This is a genomic window from Actinacidiphila sp. bgisy144 (assembly GCF_057708105.1).
This window is the reverse complement of sequence record NZ_JBYIRM010000028.1, coordinates 58,241-77,631: the sequence shown is the minus strand read 5'-3', so window position 1 is coordinate 77,631 and position 19,391 is coordinate 58,241. Positions and strand designations below refer to the sequence as shown.

General features: G+C 73.5%; 16 protein-coding genes. 8 read left to right on the top strand and 8 right to left on the bottom strand.

Features of this window, described 5'->3' with window-relative positions; translation table 11 throughout:
* Position 1 precedes the first annotated feature (1 nt).
* Genes AC3EVP_RS27590 through AC3EVP_RS27565 form a run of 6 tightly spaced genes read right to left on the bottom strand, consistent with a single transcriptional unit; the run spans position 2 to position 6,177 of the window.
* Positions 2–1,081 (bottom strand): Gfo/Idh/MocA family protein, encoded by a 1,080-nt coding sequence (locus tag AC3EVP_RS27590; RefSeq protein WP_488179829.1) that lies wholly within the window; start codon positions 1,079–1,081, stop codon positions 2–4.
* Positions 1,078–2,169: a glycosyltransferase gene (locus AC3EVP_RS27585; RefSeq protein WP_435134333.1), complete on the bottom strand. Its 1,092-nt coding sequence runs from the start codon at positions 2,167–2,169 to the stop codon at positions 1,078–1,080. Before AC3EVP_RS27585 ends, AC3EVP_RS27590 begins: the two co-directional genes overlap by 4 nt.
* 15 nt (positions 2,170–2,184) lie before the next feature.
* Positions 2,185–3,258, bottom strand: a complete 1,074-nt coding sequence (locus tag AC3EVP_RS27580; protein ID WP_435134330.1) for a Gfo/Idh/MocA family protein — start codon at positions 3,256–3,258, stop codon at positions 2,185–2,187.
* Positions 3,255–4,034: a sugar phosphate isomerase/epimerase family protein gene (locus tag AC3EVP_RS27575; protein WP_435134327.1), complete on the bottom strand. Its 780-nt coding sequence runs from the start codon at positions 4,032–4,034 to the stop codon at positions 3,255–3,257. The genes AC3EVP_RS27580 and AC3EVP_RS27575 overlap by 4 nt, the downstream gene beginning before the upstream one ends.
* On the bottom strand, positions 4,031–5,230 hold the full coding sequence (locus AC3EVP_RS27570) for a glycosyltransferase family 2 protein (protein WP_435134324.1): 1,200 nt from the start codon (positions 5,228–5,230) through the stop codon (positions 4,031–4,033). The genes AC3EVP_RS27575 and AC3EVP_RS27570 overlap by 4 nt, the downstream gene beginning before the upstream one ends.
* Entirely contained in the window at positions 5,230–6,177 is a 948-nt protein-coding gene (locus AC3EVP_RS27565; protein WP_335980429.1) for an NAD-dependent epimerase/dehydratase family protein, read from the bottom strand. Before AC3EVP_RS27565 ends, AC3EVP_RS27570 begins: the two co-directional genes overlap by 1 nt.
* 729 nt (positions 6,178–6,906) lie before the next feature.
* Here AC3EVP_RS27565 and AC3EVP_RS27560 point away from each other — a divergent pair.
* From AC3EVP_RS27560 to AC3EVP_RS27550, 3 genes are all read left to right on the top strand, one after another.
* Positions 6,907–7,212: a dsRBD fold-containing protein gene (locus tag AC3EVP_RS27560; RefSeq protein WP_335980369.1), complete on the top strand. Its 306-nt coding sequence runs from the start codon at positions 6,907–6,909 to the stop codon at positions 7,210–7,212.
* Positions 7,213–7,356: 144 nt separating this feature from the next.
* Positions 7,357–7,878, top strand: a complete 522-nt coding sequence (locus AC3EVP_RS27555) for a DUF2231 domain-containing protein (RefSeq protein WP_435134322.1) — start codon at positions 7,357–7,359, stop codon at positions 7,876–7,878.
* Between the two features lie 88 nt (positions 7,879–7,966).
* The gene (locus AC3EVP_RS27550) at positions 7,967–11,572 is read left to right on the top strand and encodes a hydantoinase B/oxoprolinase family protein (RefSeq protein WP_435134319.1); all 3,606 of its coding nucleotides are present in this window, start codon (positions 7,967–7,969) and stop codon (positions 11,570–11,572) included.
* Between the two features lie 16 nt (positions 11,573–11,588).
* Here AC3EVP_RS27550 and AC3EVP_RS27545 read toward each other — a convergent pair whose 3' ends face one another.
* Positions 11,589–12,437 carry a helix-turn-helix domain-containing protein gene (locus AC3EVP_RS27545; RefSeq protein ID WP_435134316.1) on the bottom strand — a complete coding sequence of 283 codons (849 nt, stop codon included), beginning with the start codon at positions 12,435–12,437 and terminating at the stop codon, positions 11,589–11,591.
* 95 nt (positions 12,438–12,532) lie between these two features.
* Between AC3EVP_RS27545 and AC3EVP_RS27540 the strand changes: the two genes are divergently transcribed.
* The gene (locus AC3EVP_RS27540) at positions 12,533–13,309 is read left to right on the top strand and encodes an alpha/beta fold hydrolase (protein WP_435134313.1); all 777 of its coding nucleotides are present in this window, start codon (positions 12,533–12,535) and stop codon (positions 13,307–13,309) included.
* 127 nt (positions 13,310–13,436) lie between these two features.
* Here the strand turns inward: AC3EVP_RS27540 and AC3EVP_RS27535 are convergent, their stop codons facing one another.
* The gene (locus tag AC3EVP_RS27535) at positions 13,437–14,690 is read right to left on the bottom strand and encodes a Gfo/Idh/MocA family protein (RefSeq protein WP_435134310.1); all 1,254 of its coding nucleotides are present in this window, start codon (positions 14,688–14,690) and stop codon (positions 13,437–13,439) included.
* 72 nt (positions 14,691–14,762) lie between these two features.
* Here AC3EVP_RS27535 and AC3EVP_RS27530 point away from each other — a divergent pair, with 72 nt between their 5' ends.
* From AC3EVP_RS27530 to AC3EVP_RS27515, 4 genes are all read left to right on the top strand, one after another.
* Positions 14,763–16,055, top strand: coding sequence for an ROK family transcriptional regulator (locus AC3EVP_RS27530; protein WP_435134307.1), 1,293 nt, complete (start codon positions 14,763–14,765; stop codon positions 16,053–16,055).
* 219 nt (positions 16,056–16,274) lie between these two features.
* Positions 16,275–17,537 carry an ABC transporter substrate-binding protein gene (locus AC3EVP_RS27525; RefSeq protein ID WP_435134304.1) on the top strand — a complete coding sequence of 421 codons (1,263 nt, stop codon included), beginning with the start codon at positions 16,275–16,277 and terminating at the stop codon, positions 17,535–17,537.
* Position 17,538: 1 nt separating this feature from the next.
* Complete coding sequence (locus tag AC3EVP_RS27520) at positions 17,539–18,522, top strand: carbohydrate ABC transporter permease (RefSeq protein ID WP_435134302.1); 984 nt, start codon at positions 17,539–17,541, stop codon at positions 18,520–18,522.
* Entirely contained in the window at positions 18,515–19,348 is an 834-nt protein-coding gene (locus tag AC3EVP_RS27515) for a carbohydrate ABC transporter permease (protein ID WP_335980387.1), read from the top strand. Before AC3EVP_RS27520 ends, AC3EVP_RS27515 begins: the two co-directional genes overlap by 8 nt.
* The last annotated feature ends 43 nt before the right edge of the window (positions 19,349–19,391 follow it).

Sequence of the window (19,391 nt, the reverse complement as noted above, 5' to 3'; positions counted from 1 at the left end):
GCTACCTGTCCTGTCGCGTCGAGTGGACGGGGGCAGTGGTGCCGGCGTTCGGTCCCTGGCCGGCGAGCAGTTCCAGGCCGTGCTGCACCCCGAGGGACTGCACCGGGTCGGGCAGCACACCGGGCTCGCCGTGCACGGCCGCGGAGAAGTCGGCCAGCATCCGGGCGTACATGTCGACACCGGGGAAGGTGGTGACGGTGCGCTCGCCGCCGGCGGTCAGACGCGTCATGCGCCCCTCGCCGGTACCGGGGTTGAAACAGTGGTCGAGGACGAGGCTGCCCTTCTCGCCGCGCACCGTGAGATGGGAGTCCTGCCACGGCAGGAGGAAGCTGGCGGTGACCAGGGCGGTCCGCCCGCCGCCGTAGTCCAGGACACCCGAGCTGTGCAGGTCCACGCCCGTGGCGCCCACGTACGGGACCGCGGCCGCGCCCGCCGGAGACCGCCCGAACACCACGTTCGCCGCGTCGACCGGATAGCAGCCCAGGTCCAGCAGCGCACCGCCTCCCAGCGCGGGCGACATGCGGATGTCGGAGGGGTCGTCGAGGACGAAGGACAAGGCGGCCTCGACCATGCGCACCTCGCCGACGACGCCCTCGCGGACCTGCCGGCGCAGCTCGGCGAACTGCGGGTGGCAGCGGTACATGTAGCCCGCCCGCACCACACGTCCGGCAGCCGCGGCCGCCTGGGCGACCGCCTGCGCGTCGGCCGAGGTCGTGGCGAGCGGCTTCTCGCACAGCACGTGCTTGCCGGCCGCCAGAGCCGCCAGGGTCCACCGGGTGTGCAGCGCGTTCGGCAGGGCGACGTAGACGGCGTCGACCCGCGGGTCGTCCAGCAGGGCGGCGTAACTGCCGTACGGCCGCGCGCCGTGGTCCCGCGCGAGCCGCTCGCCCGCGTCGGGCCGGCGGGACGCGACAGCGGTCACCCGCGCCTGCGGGCAACCGGCCATGGCCGGCAGCACGAAGTGCTCGGCGATGCGCGCGCCGCCGAGCACGCCCCAGCGCAGAAAGCGCCCGCCGGTGCCCGGCTGACCGGCGCCGCGCCCGTCGGGTGCGGCCACGCGGCCGCCGTCCTGGCCGGTCACCGGCCCCGCCCCCCGTCCTGGGCCGGCACGCCGCGTTCGACCGGCACCGCCGCGGCGGCGACGGGCTCCGGCGCCGCGCCGGACAGCGCCAGGTCGGACTTGCGCAGCGGGGGCCGCTCGGCCCCCGCCGACAAGGAGCCGTACGCCCACTCGAGGATGTCGCCGAACTCCCTCAGCCCGTAGTCGTTGTCGGTGCGGAAGTGCCCCACGTAGGCGGCGAGCAGCCGGGCGGCGTGCGCGTCGCCGCGCAGCGCGTGGTGGCCCAGGGCCTCCACATTGCCCCGGATGTAGCCGCGGTGCGCCTGCTCGGCGGAGGACGGCGGCATCCACGAGTCGTGCAGCAGTCCGGCCTGCGGCACGTAGGCCACGCCTCGCCCGGCCCGCATCAGCGCGTAGCCCAGCTCGGTGTCCTCACCCGATCCGGCGCCGGTGCCCGGGCCGAGGTGCGGCAGGAACGCCGGGCGTCCCGGCAGCAGCCGGCTGCGCCGCAGCGCGAGGTTGTTCGACGAACCCACCGCGCACCACGGAACGGTCGGTTCGCCGGTGACGGTGCCCGCGCGCCAGCTGGGGGCGGAGACCGCGGGGCACCACAACTCCCCTTCGGGGGAGTCGGCGGTGCCCCACGCGTTCTCCCCGAGCAGCGGGAGCACGGCGGTGCGCAGCCGCCAGCCGGGCCGCGGTACCGGCTCGACATGGCCGAACGCCGCGGCGACCTCGGGCTCGGCCGCCATGTAGCCCGCCATCTCCCGGGCCCAGTCGGGCTCGGGCAGGCAGTCGTCGTCGAAGAAGAGCACGACGTCCGTGCGCGCCTCGGCCAGTGCCAGGTTGCGCCCGGCGGACGCCGGGCCGGTGCCGTCGAGCACGCGCACGGCCAGCGGCGCTGCCGCGGCCGCCGCAGCGCCGCGGTCCAGCACACCACCGGAGTTGTCCACGACGATCAGCTCGGCGACGACCGCGGTGTCGCCGGCGGCCAGCAACCGCAGCGCCCGCAGGAACGCCGGACGCCCGACCGTGCAGACCGCCACGGTCAGACGGGCGTCGGAATCCGGGGCGGCGGGGGAGGGGCGGGAAGGTCCTTGTTCAGGCATCGGGGCAGGTGCTCCTCACGAGTGGTCGGGTCCGGTCAGCCGTGCCGGTCGGTAGGGCTGGTCCGGACCGCCTGTGGTGACGGCTGGGACCGCGCCGACGGTCACGGTGCGCCCGGTCCGCGCGGATTCGGTGGCAGCGGCCAGCACGCGCAGCACGGCGACGCAGCTGTCGGGCGGGGCGGCGAAGGGCACACCGGCCCGGACCGCGGCCAGGACGTCCCGGTAGAACGCCAGGTACGCCGGCTCGAGGGCCACGGCCGAGGCCGCGGCCCCGGGCAGGGTGGGGGTGCACGGAGCGCAGTCCCCTTCCAGGCGCAGCGACCCGCGGTCGGTGTGCACCTCCAGGACGGGCCGGGCGTCCTTGGCGCACCACGAGGTCTGGACGCTGGTCAGGACACCGTTCGCATGGTCCAGCAGCAGCAGTGCGACATCGACGGCCGAACCGTCCACGGGACGTGACAGCCGGGCGGTGACCTTCACGACGGGGGCGCCGGCCAACTCCGCGGCGACGTAGACCCAGTGGTAGGCGTTGTCGAGCAGGCAGCCCTCGGGGGTGTCGTTGCGGCGCCAGTGCGGGCGGTCGCCGGCGCCGGGGAAGTGCCCGGCGTCCGGCTGCTCCAGACGCAGGAAGCGCACCGGCCCGGTCTCCTCGGAGCGCAGGTGCTCCAGGGCCTGGCGTACGTCGCTGCGGTGGAGGTAGTTGTGCACGATCCCCAGCCGCCCGGGGGCCGCCGACCCTGCCAGCCGGGCGGCCTGCCGCGGGTCGGCGGTCACCGGCTTCTCCGCCAGGACCGGTGTCCCGGCGGCGAGCAGGGCCTCGACGGCAGCAGGGGTGGCCCGCGGCGGCAGGATGACGACGGCCAGATCCACTGGATCGCCGGCCCGTACGAGCGCCGCGACATCGCCGTGGCGACGGGCGGCAGGCACGTGCAGCAGCTCTCCCACCAGCTCCCTGCGGGCGGCCGCGCTGTCCACCACGGAGGTCACCGCGGCCTGTTCCGGCAAGGAGAGCAGCGCCGGCACGTGACCGTACTCCGCGATGGCCCCGCAGCCGACCAGGGCGATCCGCAGCGGAGCCGGCCGGCTCATCGGCCGGCTCCGCCGGCTGCGATGAGGCCCCGGGTGTAGGCGGCGTCGTGCCGCAGCGCGGCGTCCAGGTCCTCGGCGGGCATGCTGCGTTCGACGGCGGCGACCGCTACGGCGCCCGCGGCGCCGGCGGCGGCCCAGCCGTGCGCGAGGTCGACCTCGCCGGTGCCCAGGTCGAAGGAGTGCGGCGCCTCGGGGTCGTCCACCAGGCCGTCCTTGATGTGGAGGTAGTCGCACCGTCCGGCCGTCGCCCGCACGATGCGGTCGGTGTCGCCCGCGACAGCGGCCCAGTGCAGGTCGACGACGAAGCCGAGTTCCTCCGGTCGCGTCCGGTCGGCCAGGATCTCCAGCGGAATCCGGCCGCCCTCCACCGGCCGGCCCTCCTCGGCGTGGTTGTGGATCAGCAGGCGGGCGCCGGCCTTCGCCGCGCGGTCGGCATGCTCGCGCAGCTGCGGCACGTTGTCCGCGATGGCCTCCTCGGACGCCACGGGCAGCCCGGACAGGATGAGCCGGGGCGTGTCGAGCGTGGTCAGTACCGACCAGTCGAAGGTCTCCAGTTCGTGCCAGAACAGGTGCACGCCGTCGACGTGCAGGCCGAGGCCGGTACAGGTACGGGCCAGCCGGTCCGGCTCGGCGAGGAGCGAGGACATGACCTCCAGCCCGTCGAACCCGGCGGCGGCGATGGCGCCGAGGGTGCCCGGCAGGTCCTCCTCGGCGCGCCGGCCCAGGATGCCGTAGCCGTAGATGCCGGTCTGGACGATGACGCGTGGGCGGCTCATACGGTCTTCCTCTCCTCTGCGGGGCCTGCGGGTGCCGGTGCGTCGGCTGCGGAGGGCGCGGACGGTGTGGTCGAGGCGGGCGGGGCGGGTGCGAAGCGGTCGGCGCGGAAGTAGTCGAACCGCTTGGCGGCCAGCAGGGGGCGGCCCCGGCGCAGGGCCTCGCGGACGATGCCGAGGTGGTAGCTCCAGTCGACCGAGGTGGCGGCCGCGGCGGACCGCCAGCCGGCACCGGACCGCCGTGCGGTCCTGCGCGTGTCGGCCGCGTACCAAGCGGCGGTGCCGGCCGCCGTGGTCGCGAGCGCAGCGGTCCGGCTCCGGCCCGGCAGGAGCACGGCGGCGCCCGCGCCGAGGGCCGCGGCGGTGACCGGGTTGGGCCACCAGCGGGCGAACTGCGGCTGCCGGACGCAGTTGTAGACGCAGGCCCGTCCGTAGAGGAAGAGTTTGCGGCGGAACTGGCCCAGCCGGTCGATGCCGTCGGTCGCGTGCCGGACGACGGCGGACGGGTGGCCCACGGTGGCCCAGCCCGCTTCGTGCAGCCGTACGCCGAGGTCGACGTCCTCGCCCCCGACGACGGTGTAGGTCAGCTCGTCGAATCCGCCGATGTCGTCGAGGGCCTCGGTCCGCACCGACAGGTTGGACGTGGCCGCCCACCACAGCTCGCGGTAGTGCTGCGGCCAGTTCCAGGGGGCGTTCACCACGACGGAGTCCTTCACGGTGCGCCAGGCCGCCGCCTCGTCGACGCCCTCCACGACGGTCGGGCCCGCGACGGCGGCGACGGGCCGCCCGGAGGGGGCCTGCTCCTCGTTGTGCGCGCGCAGGTGCTCCAGCAGCAGGGACGGTGTGGCCACGCAGTCGGAGTCGATGAACAGCACCAGCGGGTGCTTGGCGCGGGCAGCCCCCAGATTGCGTTTCGCGCCCACCCGGCGCGGTCCGCGGACGTAGGAGGCGCCGGTCTCCGCGCACGCCTGCCGGATGCCGCGCAGGTCCTGGTCCGACGAGTCGTCGACGACGATGACCTCGGCGTCGTGGCCTTCCGGCAGCAGGCCGGCCGCGGTGCGCAGCGACTCCAGCAGCCGACGGACGGACTCGGGATGCCCCAGCGTGGGGACGACGACGGAGATCCCCCGCAGGGGTCGCGGCTCGCCCGTTACCGGGCCCTCCGGCCCGGGGAGGCGGTCGGGCAGGTGTGAGGCCATCAGCCGGTCACCGCCGCGACCGGCCGGACGCCTTCGAACCACTCGGCGGTGCGCCGCAGCCCGGTGCCGATGTCCACGGTCGGACGCCAGCCGAGGGTGCGTGCCGCCCTGCTGACGTCCGGGCGGCGCACCTGCGGATCGTCCTGCGGGCGGGGGACGAAGACGACTCGGGAGGAGGAGCCGGTGACACGCAGCACCTCGCGGGCGGTGTCCAGCACCGTCAGCTCGTGGCTGCCGCCGATGTTGACCGGGCCCACCTCCTGGTCGGACGCCAGCAGCGCGAGCAGTCCGCGCACGGTGTCGTCCACGTAGCACAGCGACCGGGTCTGCTCGCCGTTCCCGGCCACGGTCAGCGGCTTGCCGGCCAGGGCCTGGGTGATGAACGCGGGGATCATGCGGCCGTCGCCGCCGCGCATCCGCGGCCCGTAGGTGTTGAAGATGCGGACGATGCGGGTGTCCACACCGAAGCGGCTCCGGTACGTCACGGTCATCGCCTCGCTGAAGCGCTTGGCCTCGTCGTACACCGCTCTCGGGCCCACGGGATTGACGTTGCCCCAGTACGTCTCCACCTGCGGGTGGACCGCCGGATCGCCGTAGACCTCGCTGGTGGACGCCAGCAGGAAGCGGGCGTCCTTGGCGCGGGCCAGTTCCAGCGCGTGGTGGGTGCCCGCGGAGCACACCAGCAGCGTCTCGAGCGAGAGCCTCAGATAGTCACGCGGGGACGCGGGGCAGGCCAGGTGCAGGACGGCGGCCACCGGGCCGTCCACGTCCAGCCCGGCCGAGACGTCGGCCGCACGGAACTCGAATGCCGGGTTGCCCATGAGAGGGCGGATGTTGTCCTGGCTGCCGGTACTGAGATTGTCGACGCACAGGACGTCGTGGCCTTCGCCGATGAGCCGTTCACACACGTGCGAGCCCAGGAACCCGGCCCCGCCTGTCACCACCATGCGCTGTCCGGTGCGTTGCACCGCCCCTCCCTCTGGCCGGCGATCCGCGGGCTGCGATGCCGGCCGTGTCGGTTGTTTGCTCAGACGTTGCAGGATTTTGCATAGAGCCGCAGAAAAGGCTCAGCAGAGCATCACATTCGCGATTCTGTTGCGCAATATTTACTTCTGTTTAGGCAGAAAGTTGACATGACATTTTTCGGATTGGCGTTCCATTCGTGTCAAAGACGCTCGAAGCGGATATTCGGCGCGCGGGGGTGCTCCGGGCGCGCTCTCCGCGGTCCGGCGGGGCCTCGCAAGCGGAAGTGGGCCCCGGCGGGGCGGGGAGACGGCGGGGGCCGGCGCTCCTGCGGGTGCGGCGGGCGTGCTCAGCGGTGCCGGTCCTCCACGGCGGGGGTGACGCGGGTGCACAAAGGGAATGCCGCGTGCGCCGGCGCGGCCGGCGGCGCGCGGTCCCCTGCCGTGCGCGCCGAACCGCTCGGCCTCCACACGGTGGGGGGTGTCGCGGGGGGAGATTTTCGGCCACGGTCCTGGGCGGTGGCGACCGCCCGTTCGCTCACGTCCCGGGTCCGCCGGTCGCGGTCCGGCCGGCGGGTCGGGGCCGTGCGGCAGGTGGGCCGGTGGTCCCGGGGTGACGGCCCGAAGGGCCCTGCCGGGGTGGCGGCCGGGTGTGTTCGCGTGGAGGGAGAGGTGCACCTCAGAACGGTGCCGGCCACGGAGAGGAGCGCGCTCATGACGGCGCAGACCAAGCCGAGCACACCGGATCACACCAGGTCGTGGAACGTTCGCCTCGACCTCTTCGAGGACGACAAGGAGGGCGACACCACCGCGCACGTGGTGCTCGACACCGGCGACAACCGGCTGGACCGGTGGGCGAGCGCCCACTGCCACCCGGGTGAGCGGCTCGTGCCCGAGATCGGTGACGAGTACGCCGCCGGCCGCGCCCTGCGGGAGCTGGGCCAGCGGCTGATGGACCTCGGCGCGCTCGACGCCGAGGAGAACGCCCACGGGCGAAGCGACCACCCACGGGGGCGCTGACCTGCGCAGACGGGACCGGCGGGAGCGAAGGCGAGCGACAGCGGACCGGCCCGGGAAACCGGCGGCGGGACCGGCCCGCACGAACGTCTACATGCTTGTAGTAGGTTGTCGCTCCCCAAGTCCCTCCCCGAGGAGGTCCCCTCCGTGGGTCCCACCCAGATCAACGGCCTGCCCGCGCACATCCTGCTGGTGCACGTGGTCGTCGTACTCGTCCCCCTCACCGCGATCGCGCTCATCGCCTGTGCGGTGTGGCCGAGCTGGATGCGGCGGATGGGCCTGGTGCTGCCGCTCCTGGCGCTGGTGACGCTGGTGAGCGTGCCGCTCACCACCCACGCCGGGGAGTGGCTGGAGCGGCACACCGCCAGCACCCCGCTCATACGCCGGCACACCGAACTCGGGGACGGGCTGCTGCCCTGGGCGATCGGCCTGTTCGTCCTGGCCGCAGGGTTGTGGTGGTGGAACCGCCGCACCGCGGCGGCCTCGACCGGCGGCGGCACGGGCGGCGCCGCCGCCCCCGCGATGCCGCTGCGCGTCGCCGCGGCCGTGGTGTGCGCGGTCGTGGCCGCCGGCGCCGTCGTGCAGGTGTACCGGATCGGGGACTCCGGCGCGAAGGCCGCCTGGACCGGCAACTTCTCCAAGAGCCCGGCATCCAGCCAGCACCGCTGACCGCCTCGGCGCCGACCGGCCGACGCGTCCCCTGAGCGGGAAAAGGGAACTTTTGCCCGGGGTCGCGGGCGGCCGGATACTGGTGCCCATGGCGAACCGGGGCTGGCGCTTCTGGGTCGACCGGGGCGGCACCTTCACCGACGTGGTCGCCCAGCGGCCGGACGGGCGGCTGCTGTCGTACAAGCTGCTGTCGGAGAACCCCGCGGCCTACCAGGACGCCGCGGTGGCCGGCATCCGGCACCTGCTGGACCTGACCGAGGACCAGGCCGTACCCGCCGCGCTCGTCGACAGCGTCCGGATGGGCACCACGGTGGCGACCAACGCGCTGCTGGAACGCAAGGGCGACCGGGTCGCCCTCGTCATCACCCGCGGCTTCGCCGACGCCCTGCGCATCGGCTACCAGAACCGGCCGCACCTCTTCGCGCGGGAGATCGCCCTGCCCGAGCAGCTCTACGAGCGGGTCATCGAGGTGGACGAGCGGATCGCGGCCGACGGGACCGTGCTGCGCGCCCCCGACCTGGAGCGGTTGGCGGCGGACCTGCGCGCCGCCCACGGCGACGGCATCCGGGCGGTGGCGGTCGTCTGCCTGCACAGCCACCTGCACCCGCGGCACGAGCAGGCCGTCGGCGCCCTGGCCGAACGCCTCGGGTTCCCGCAGGTGTCGCTCTCCAGCGAGGTCAGCCCGCTGATGAAGGTGGTCCCGCGCGGGGACACCGCGGTCGTCGACGCGTACCTCTCGCCGGTGCTGCGCCGCTACGTACACCAGGTCGCCGGGCAACTCCGCGGTGTGCGGCTGATGTTCATGCAGTCCAACGGCGGGCTGGCCGAGGCCGGGCACTTCCGCGGCAAGGACGCGATCCTGTCCGGTCCGGCCGGCGGCATCGTCGGGATGGCGCGCATGTCGCGCGCGGCCGGCTACGACCGGGTCATCGGCTTCGACATGGGCGGCACCTCCACCGACGTCTCGCACTACGCCGGAGCCTACGAGCGGGTGCTCGACGCCCAGGTGGCGGGCGTACGCCTGCGGGCGCCGATGCTCGACATCCACACCGTGGCCGCCGGGGGCGGCTCGGTGCTGCACTTCGACGGAGCCCGCTACCGCGTCGGCCCGGACTCCGCCGGCGCCGACCCCGGACCCGCCTGCTACCGCAAGGGCGGCCCCCTCACCGTGACCGACGCCAATGTGATGCTCGGCCGTGTCCAACCCGGCCACTTCCCCGCCGTGTTCGGGCCGGACGGGGACCAGCGGCTGGACGCGCGGACCGTACGGCGGCGGTTCGCCGACCTCGCCGGGCGGATCGGCGCGGCGACGGGCGACACGCGCACACCGGAGCAGGTCGCCGAGGGATACCTCCAGGTCGCGGTCGCCGGCATCGCGGGTGCCGTCAAGCGCATCTCGGTGCAGAAGGGCCACGACATCACGCAGTACGCGCTGACCACGTTCGGCGGCGCGGGCGGCCAGCACGCCTGCGCGGTCGCCGACTCGCTCGGCGTGCGCACCGTGCTGGTCCCGCCCATGGCCGGGGTGCTCTCCGCGCTCGGGATGGGCATGGCCGACACCACCACGATGCGCGAGCAGTCCGTGGAGGTCCCGCTGGAGCCGGCCGCCATGGACCGCGTCCGGGCAGTGGCCCGGGAACTGGAGGAGCAGGCCCGCCGCGAACTGCTCGACGAGGACGTCCCGGCGCAGAGCATCCGGATCACCTGCCGCGCCCGGCTGCGCTACGACGGCACCGACACCACCGTGCCGGTGGACCTCGCGGAACCCGGCGCCATGAGGGCCGCCTTCGAGGCCGGCCACGAAGCCAGGTACTCCTTCCTGATGGACCGCCCGATCGTGGTGGAGTCGCTGTCGACCGAAGCGGTCGGCCTGACCGAGCAGCCGGACCTGACACCGCGGCCCGCGCAGGCGCCACCGGCGGCGCAGGACGCGACCGCGGCCCTGTACACCCAAGGCGCATGGCGCGAAGTGCCGCTGCGCGCAAGGGAGTCCATGCGCCCGGGGGAGTCCGTCGCCGGCCCGGCCGTCATCACGGAGACGAACTCCACCACGGTCGTCGACGAGGGCTGGCAGGCGGCGATGGCGCCCGAAGGACACCTGGTCCTGCGCCGCACCGCCGAGCCGGACCGGGCCGATGTCGGCAGCCAGGCCGACCCGGTCATGCTGGAGGTCTTCAACAACCTCTTCATGTCGATCGCCGAACAGATGGGCGCGCGCCTGGAGTCCACCGCGCAGTCGGTGAACATCAAGGAGCGGCTCGACTTCTCCTGCGCGCTCTTCGACGACGACGGCGACCTCGTCGCCAACGCCCCGCACATCCCCGTGCACCTGGGGTCCATGGGCGCCGGCGTCAAGGAGGTCATCCGGCGCCGCGCCGACACGATGAAGCCCGGCGACAGCTACGCCGTCAACGACCCCTACCACGGCGGCACCCACCTGCCGGACGTCACCGTGATCACGCCGGTGTTCGACACCGAACAGACCGGTCGGCCCCGCATCCTCTTCTTCGTCGCCTCCCGCGGCCACCACGCCGAGATCGGCGGCAGCAGCCCGGGCTCCATGCCCGCGGACAGCCGCAGCATCGAGGAGGAGGGCGTGCTCTTCGACAACTGGCTGCTCGTGGAGAACGGCCGGCTGCTCCAGGACGCGACCCGCCGGCTGCTGACCGCCGGCCCCTACCCCTCCCGCAACCCCGACACCAACCTCGCCGACCTGCGCGCCCAGATCGCCGCCAACCGCAAGGGCGTCGACGAGGTCGGCGCGATGATCGAGCACTTCGGCCTCGACGTGGTGCAGGCGTACATGCGGCACGTGCAGGACAACGCCGAGGAGGCCGTGCGCCGCGTCATCGACGCGCTGCGCGACGGGCAGTGCCGGTACGAGACGGACTCCGGCGCGGTCATCGCGGTCCGCGTCACCGTGGACCACGCGCGGCGCACCGCCACCCTGGACTTCACCGGCACCTCGCCGCAGCTCGCCACCAACTTCAACGCGCCGGCGTCGGTGACCACCGCCGCCGCGCTCTACGTCTTCCGCACCCTGGTCGCCGACGACATCCCCCTCAACGACGGCAGCCTGCGCCCGCTGCGCCTGGTCGTCCCCGGCGGCTCGATGCTCGCCCCCGCCTACCCCGCCGCCGTCGTCGCGGGGAACGTGGAGACCTCACAGGCCGTCATCGGCGCCCTGTACGCGGCGATGGAGGTCCAGGCGGAGGGCTCGGGGACCATGAACAACGTCACGTTCGGCAACGCACGCCACCAGTACTACGAGACCGTCGCGTCGGGCTCCGGCGCCGGGAAGGGCTACCACGGGGCGAGCGCGGTGCAGACCCACATGACCAACTCCCGGCTGACCGACCCCGAGGTCCTGGAGTGGCGCCACCCGGTGCGCGTCGAGGAGTTCGCCGTACGGCGCGGCACCGGGGGAGCGGGGCGCTGGCACGGCGGCGACGGCGTCGTACGGCGCCTGCGCTTCCTCGAACCGATGACGGTCAGCACGCTCGCCGGCCACCGCCGGGTGCCGCCGTACGGGATGGCCGGCGGCCTGCCGGGCGCCCTCGGCGCCGCGCACGTCGAACGCGCCGACGGCAGCGTCCAGCCGCTCGCCGGCTGCGACAGCGCCGACCTGCGCCCCGGGGACGTCCTGGTGGTCGAGACCCCCGGCGGCGGGGGATACGGGACGCCGCCCGGGTGACCCGGCCGGGCCCCCGTCACCGCGCGGCGTCGGCGGCCGCCTGCCACGCGCCGGGGCGCATGCCGGTCGCCTTGCGGAAGAACACCGAGAAGTTGGACGCGTCGGGGAAGCCCAGCGCGTCGGCGCAGCGGGCCGCGGTGAGGCGGTCGTGCGCGAGCAGGCGCTTGGCCTCCAGGACGAGCCGGTCGACGATGTACCCCTTCGCCGTACGGCCGGTGGCCTGCTGCACCGCCCGCGAGAGGGTGCGGGGCGCGTACCCCAGGGCGCGCGCGTAATGGCCGGCGTCGTGGTGCTCGCGGAAGTGCGCCTCGACGCTCGCGCGGAAGAGCGGGAACAGCGGGTGCCCGGACGCCTCCTCGGCGTGCGGCGGCCGCAGCCGGGCGAGGAGCGCGGAGAGCAGGATGCCGGGCAGCTCCGCCGCGAAGTCCCCGGGCGGGGCGGCGGCCTCCAGCACGAGATGGCGGCACGCGGCGTCGACGTACGGCCAGTCGGCGTCGGGCACGCCCCAGTGCGCGGCCACGTCCGGGGCGGCTGCGAGCCCGCGGGTCGCGCCGGTCGCCGGCGCGGTCGGCACGAACAGCACGAGGTGCCCGGCCAGCGCGGCGATGTCGTCCCACCGGTGCACCGCGCCGGGCGGGACCCAGACCGCGGAGCGCTCCGCCAGGGGATGCCGCAGGAAGTCCACCGTGACCGCGCCGCGCCCGGCACCGACGAGGGCGAGGACATGGAAGTCGGCACGCTGCGTGCCGCCGTCGCCCCGCGCGCGAAGGCGCGCGAACGTCATCGTCTCGACCCCGGCGGCACCGCGGCCGGCGGGCTGGTAGGTCATCTGCCGGATCGCCTGCACCTGTCCAGTTTCCACCATGGTGCGACCAGTCGCGCCGATGCCCGCCCCCGGCGGAAGAGCTTCGATGGACGCATGGGGGAGATCCCCCCACCGCAGCGAACCGGAAGGCCGTCATGACCACGACGCGACAGCAGCACCTGCCCACTTACGACCACCGGCAGGGAACCGGGCCGACCCTGGTCCTGCTCCACTACTGGGGCGGCTCCGCCCGCACCTGGGACCTGGTCGCCGACCGCCTGACCGGGCGCGACGTGCTGGCGGTCGACTTCCGCGGGTGGCGCCGGTCGAGCGGCCTGCCCGGCCCCTACACGCTCGACCGGCTCGCCGAGGACACCCTCGCGGTGCTCGCGGAGGCGGGCGTCACCGACCACGTGCTGGTCGGGCACTCGATGGGCGGCAAGGTCGCACAGCTGGTCGCGGCGACCCGGCCCGCCGGGCTGCGCGGCATCGTCCTGGTCGGCTCCGGCCCGGCGAAGCCCGCCGCCGCCGTCACGCCCGAGTACCGGCAGCAGCTCTCCCACGCCTACGACTCCGAGGCGTCCGCCACCTGGGCCCTGGACCACGTGCTGACCGCGACCGAACTGCCCGCGCCGGTCAGGGCGCGCGTCGTCGCCGACTCGCGGTCCGGCGCGGACGCCGCCCGCACCCAGTGGCCGCTGCACGGCATCGCCGAGGACATCACCGCGCGCACCCGCAGGATCGAGGTGCCCGCGCTCGTCGTCGCGGGGGAGCAGGACCAGGTCGAGCCGCCGGAGGTGCTGCGCGCCAACCTGGTGCCGTACCTGTCCCGGGCCGAGGTCACGGTGATCCCGCGCACCGGCCACCTCATCCCGCTGGAGGCGCCGGCCGAACTGGCCGAGGCCGTCCTGGGCTTCGCACCGGCCCGGTGAGGCTCCCGCGGAGCCCTGTGCCCAGGCTCCGCGCGCGGTACAGGGCTCCGCCCCGGGCGCGGTGACGGCCCGGGGCAAAAGGGGCGCGCCCCACCGCAGGCCCTACCCCCGGGCCCCAGCGCCCGCCCTACCGCGCGACCTCGACCACGGTGCCGGTCGCGCGGGCCCGCTCCGCGGCCCACACCACGCGGTGGCCGGCGAGGCTGGTGGCCGCGTCCGACCGCAGCTGCGCGCTGTCCCCGGTCGCGACGGCGGCCAGGAAGGCGTCGGTCAGCGCCTCGTCGCCGCCGCCGTGCCCGTCGGCGGCCGACGCGCCCGCCTCCGCCCCGACCTCGAATGTCTCGTCGGAGCCGGTGAGGAAGTCCACCCGGCGGATCGACCGGCCGTCGCCGTCCAGGAAGCCGCGGGTGCCCATCAGCCGGGTCCGCCGGTGCTCCATCGGCGTGAACGCGCTCATGGTGAACGAGCAGGTCGCGCCGTCCTCGAACTCCATGGACACCACCTGGTGGTCGACCACGTCGTTGTCGCAGGCGTACACGCAGCGCCCGTACGGGCCGGTGCGCAGCGCCGCCAGGACGCCTTCCTCGGTGTGGTCGTCGGTGACCGCCGACAGCGGCCAGAACCGGCTGTCGGCGTCGGCGAGGCAGTCCAGGTACAGCCGCTTGGCGGAGTACGCGCAGGTGGACTCGATCGGGCACTCCACGCAGCGCGCGGCGGCGCCCTCGGGCGCGTCCTCGGGGCGGAAGTGCGACAGGCTGCCGAACGAGCCGACCCGCCGCGGCGCGCGGCCGAAGAGGTAGAGCAGCCAGTCGATGTCGTGGCAGGACTTGGTGAGCAGCATCGGCGCGGAGGTGCCGGAGTTGCGCCAGTTGCCGCGGACGAACGAGTGCGCCTGGTGCCACCAGCCGACCGGCTCCAGGTGCTGCACGCTCACCAGCCGGCCGATCACCCCGTCGTCCAGCAGCTGCTTGAGCGCGCGGGTGTAGGGCGTGTAGCGCAGCACATGGCAGACCGCCAGCGTGATCTTGTTGCGCTCGGCCGCCGCCGCGATCGCCTCGGCCTCGGCCTCCTCGGTGGCCATCGGCTTCTCCAGGAGTATGTGATAGCCCTGGTCGGCCAGTGCCACGGTGGGGTCGGTGTGCAGCCGGTCCTGCGTGGCGACGATCGCGGCGTCGGCAAGGCGCCCGGCCGCGGCGATCTCGGTCCAGTCGGAGTACACGCGGTCGGCCGGAATCCCGAACTCGCGGGCCGCGGCGGCGCGTCGCGCGTCGTCGGGCTCGGCGACCGCCACCACCCGGCCCTCACCGGTGGCATGGGCGCGGCGCGCGTACGACTGGCCGCGCAGCCCGGCGCCGACGAGAGCTAGAGTCACCGGAGGCATGGGGTCCTTTCCCGTACTTACGAAGGAGTCCCTCATTATTAGCAGTGTGCCAACCGATCTCAAGGGGGAGCGGTGACCGAGATCGCGCCAGGCGGCGACCTCTCCCAGCTGCGGCGGCTCAACTCGCTGGCCCTGATCAGCGTGTTGCGCGAGGAGCCCGGGCTGACGCTGACCGAAATCTCCCGCCGGACCGGGCTGTCCCGGGCGTCCACCGAGGACGTCGCGCGCGGGCTGCTGGAGCGCGGCTGGCTCGCCGAGGTGCCCGCCGCGGCCGGCGCCGTGGGCCGGCCCGCCCGCCGCTACCGCTTCCGGGCGGACGCCGGACGCGTGCTGGGCGTCGACATCGGCGGCCACAAGATCCTCGCCCTGGTCGCGGACCTGGACGGCACCGTGCTGCACAGCGCCCGGGTCGCCGTCGCCCCGGCGATGGGCCGCAAGGACCGGCTGGCCGCGCTGGACCGGGCGGTCGCCGACGCGCTGGCCGGGGCCGGGGTGGCCGCGGGCGACATCTGGGCGGCGGGCGCGGCCACCACCGGGCTGGTGGACGGCGCGGGGCGGGTGATGCTCTCGGAGGCGCTGCCGGAGTGGACCGGCGTGGACGTGGCCGCCCACCTGCGCCGCCGGGCCGGCGGCGCGGTCCTGGTCGAGAACGACAGCAAGCTCGCCGCGCTCGCCGAGTCCTGGCGCGGCGCGGCCCGCTACGCCAAGGACGTGGTGCTGATCCTGGCGGGTCTGCGCACCGGCGCCGGCCTGATCATCGACGGCAAGCTGCACCGCGGCTTCGGCAACGCCGCCGGCGAGATCGGGGCGCTGCCCGCCTCCGGGTGGATCAGGGCGCAGGAGCACCTGAAGTCCTGGCCGCCGCCGGAGCGCTCGCCCGGTGCGGGCGCGACGGATGCAGCTGCGGCGGCCTCGGCGGGAGGCGGCGTGGGAGGCGCCCTGGGCAGCGGCCCTGACCTGGGCGGGCGCGACCAGGACGACGCCGCCGAGGCGGTCTTCGAGGCCGCCCGGGCCGGCGACCGCAAGGCCGCGGCCGTGGTGCGCCGGTACGTGCGCGACGTCGCCGTGGGGGCAGCCGCCCTGGTGCTCACCCTCGACCCCGAACTGGTGGTGATCGGCGGCGGGTTCTCGCGTTCGGCGGACCTGATCGTCGAGCCGCTACGGCGCGAGCTGGACCGCTGGTGCATCCGCACCCCCGAGGTGCGGGTGTCGGAGTTCGGCGACGAGGGGGTGGCGCTGGGCGCGCTGCGGCTGGCCCTGGACCACGTGGACCGCGAACTGCGCGAACGCGTCGACCTCGGCGGCCCCGAGTACTTCGCGCGGGAGCTGTCAGCCGCCCACCGGGTGCTCAGCGCAGGCCGCTGACCTGGTAGAACGGGGTACGGCGGCGCGTGCGGGCGCTGCCGTGGCACCCCTGCGGCGGGGCCTGCGCGGCGGTTGCCGGGCGGCCGGGAACGCGAAGGCAACAACTTCGTAACCGCCTCGGGTATTGACTTAATTTCCCTGGACTCCATGATTAAGCGAACTCGATGCCCTAGCCGACCGGTCGGCGAGCAGGGCTTCTCGACCGTGGGAGGACATGGGATGCGTAACTCGGTGCGGTGGGCCGCGGTGGCCTTGGGGGTGGTGCTGGCCGCGTCCGCCTGCTCGTCCGGTGGCAGTGACTCGGCGGCCTCCGACGGCAAGGTCACCTTGTCCTACGGGGTGTGGGACGCGACCCAGAAGTCCGCGATGGAGGAGCTCAGCGCGGCGTTCACCAAGACCCATCCGAACATCAAGGTCAAGGTCGAGGTCACGCCCTGGGCCGACTACTGGACCAAGCTGAAGGCCGCCGCGACCGGCGGCTCGGCGCCCGACGTGTTCTGGATGAACGGCCCCAACTTCCAGCTCTACGCCTCCAACGGCGTGATCAGCCCGCTGGACGACGAGATCGCCAAGGACAAGGTCTCGCTGTCGAACTACCCCAAGCAGCTGGTCGACCTCTACACCTACCAGGGCAAGCACTACGGCCTGCCGAAGGACATGGACACCGTCGGCGTCTGGTACAACAAGGCGCTCTTCGACGCCGCCAAGGTCCCCTACCCGAAGGCCGGCTGGACCTGGGCGGACTTCCAGGACGCCGCCGCGAAGCTCACCGACGCCAGCAAGGGCCAGTACGGCACCGACGCGGAGCTGACCAGCTTCCAGGAGTACCAGTACGACACCATCGCCCAGGCCGGCGGCGAGGTCATCTCCGCCGACGGCAAGAAGTCCGGATACGACAACCCCAAGACCATCGAGGGCCTGCGCTTCTGGACCGACCTGATCAAGAAGAAGGAGTCGCCGGACCTGAAGACCATGACGGACACCGCGCCGCTCCAGCTCTTCGAGGCCGGCAAGATCGCCATGTACTGGGGCGGCTCCTGGGACGCGACGGAGTTCGGCGGCAACAGCTACACCAAGGCGAACGTCGACGTCGCGCCGCTGCCCAAGGGCGAGAAGCAGGCCACCATCATCCACGGCGTCGCCAACGTGGTCTCCGCCAAGACCAAGCACTCCGACCAGGCCTGGCAGTTCGTGAAGTTCCTCGGCTCCAAGCAGGCCGCGGACATCTTCGGCGCCAAGGGCACCATGCCCGCCTACAACGGCACCCAGGCCGCCTGGATCGCCGCCCACCCGCAGTTCAAGCTCGGCACCTTCGTCGACGAGCTGTCCTACGCCGTGCCCTTCCCCGTCTCCAAGAACACCGCGGCCTGGAACGAGGAGGAGCTGACCTACCTCACCAAGGCGTGGAACGGCCAGGAGTCCATCGACAAGGCGGCCAAGGACCTCGCCGCCGCGATGAACGCCAGCCTCGCCAAGGAGTGACATGACGATCACGTCCACTCCCGGCGGTACCCGGACCGAGCAGCCGCCCGCCAAGGGCGGCCGCCCGGCCCGGGCCGGCCGCAGCAAGCGCCGCGACCGCGTCACCGAGGCGCTGTGGGGCTACGCCTTCATCGCCCCGATCGGCCTGGGCCTGGCGGTGTTCTACCTGTGGCCGGTCGTCCAGACCGCGTACTTCTCGTTCACCGCGTGGGGCGCGTTCGGCGGCCACACCTGGTCCGGCCTGGACAACTACCACCGGCTGCTGCACGACAGCGAGTTCGGCCAGGCCATGGTCAACACGCTGGCGTACACCGCGCTCGGGCTGGTCTCCATCCCGCTGGCGATCGTCTTCGCCGCCCTGCTCAACCGGCCCGGGCTGCGCGGCACCGGCGTGTACCGCACGCTGTTCTTCCTGCCGGTGGTCACCATGCCGGTGGCGATCGCCATGGTCTGGCGGTGGCTCTACAACGGCGACTACGGCCTGATCAACTACCTGCTGTCGCTGGTCGGCATCGACGGCCCCAACTGGATCGCCGACCCGCACGTGGCGCTGTACGCGCTGGTCGCGGTCGGCGTGTGGAGCAGCATCGGCTACAACCTGGTGATCTTCCTCGCCGGCATGCAGGCCATCCCGAAGGAGTACTACGAGGCCGCGCAGCTCGACGGCGCGGGCCCGGTACGGCAGTTCTTCTCCGTGACGATCCCGCTGCTGTCGCCCACCGCGTTCTTCGTGTCGGTGATCTCCGTGATCGGGTCGCTGCAACTGTTCGACCTGGTCTACGTGATGGCCGGCTCCGGCAGCGCGGCCCGCGCCAACCCGGCGTTCCCGCGCCTGGAGACCGTCGTGCAGCTCTTCTACGACCGGGCGTTCGTCACCAACGACCGCGGCTACGCGGCCGCGATCGTCATGGTGCTGCTGCTGGTGATCATCGCCCTGACGGCCTTCCAGTTCCGCATGCAGAAAAGGTGGGTGCACTATGGCTGAGGCCCGCTCCCCGCGCAAGGGATCGCACTTCGGCGTCCACACGGTGCTGATCGCCGCCTCGCTGGTGATGGTGGCGCCGTTCGTGTGGGAGGCGATCACCTCGCTGAAATCGCTCACCGACGCCACCCATGTACCGCCGTCCCCGCTGCCGGGCGGCCAGTGGTCGAACTACCGCAAGGTCTTCCAACTGCTGCCGTTCGGCCACCAGTTCCTCAACACGCTGCTGATGGCGCTGGGCCGCACCGCGGGCCAGGTCGTGCTCTGCCCGATGGCCGCCTACGCCTTCGCGCGGCTGCGCTTCCCCGGCCGCGGGGTGCTCTTCGGGCTGTTCCTCTCGGTACTGATGGTGCCGCCGCAGCTGTTCATCATCCCGCAGTACCAGATCATGTCCGACCTGGGCTGGCTCAACAGCCTCCAGGCGCTGATCCTGCCGGGCATGTTCAGCGCGTTCGGCGTCTTCCTGCTGCGGCAGTCGTTCCTGTCGCTGCCGAAGGAGCTGGAGGAGGCCGCGCGGATCGACGGCGCCGGACCGCTACGCATCTACTGGTCGGTGATGCTGCCGCTGGTCCGGCCGGGCCTGGTCGCGCTCGGCGTGCTCGCGCTGCTGTGGAGCTGGAACGACCTGTTCTGGCCGCTGGTGGTCAACACCGACCCCGACAAGATGACCCTGTCGGCCGGACTCGCCTCCCTCCAGGGGCAGTTCCAGACCGACTACCCCGTGCTGATGGCGGGCTCGCTGCTCGCCTCGCTGCCGGTCATCGTCGTCTTCGCCTTCCTGCAACGGCAGTTCGTGCAGGGAATCGCACACACCGGAGTCAAGGGCTGACCGGCCCGCTCCACCCCCCCACCCCCACCGTGAAAGGGGCACC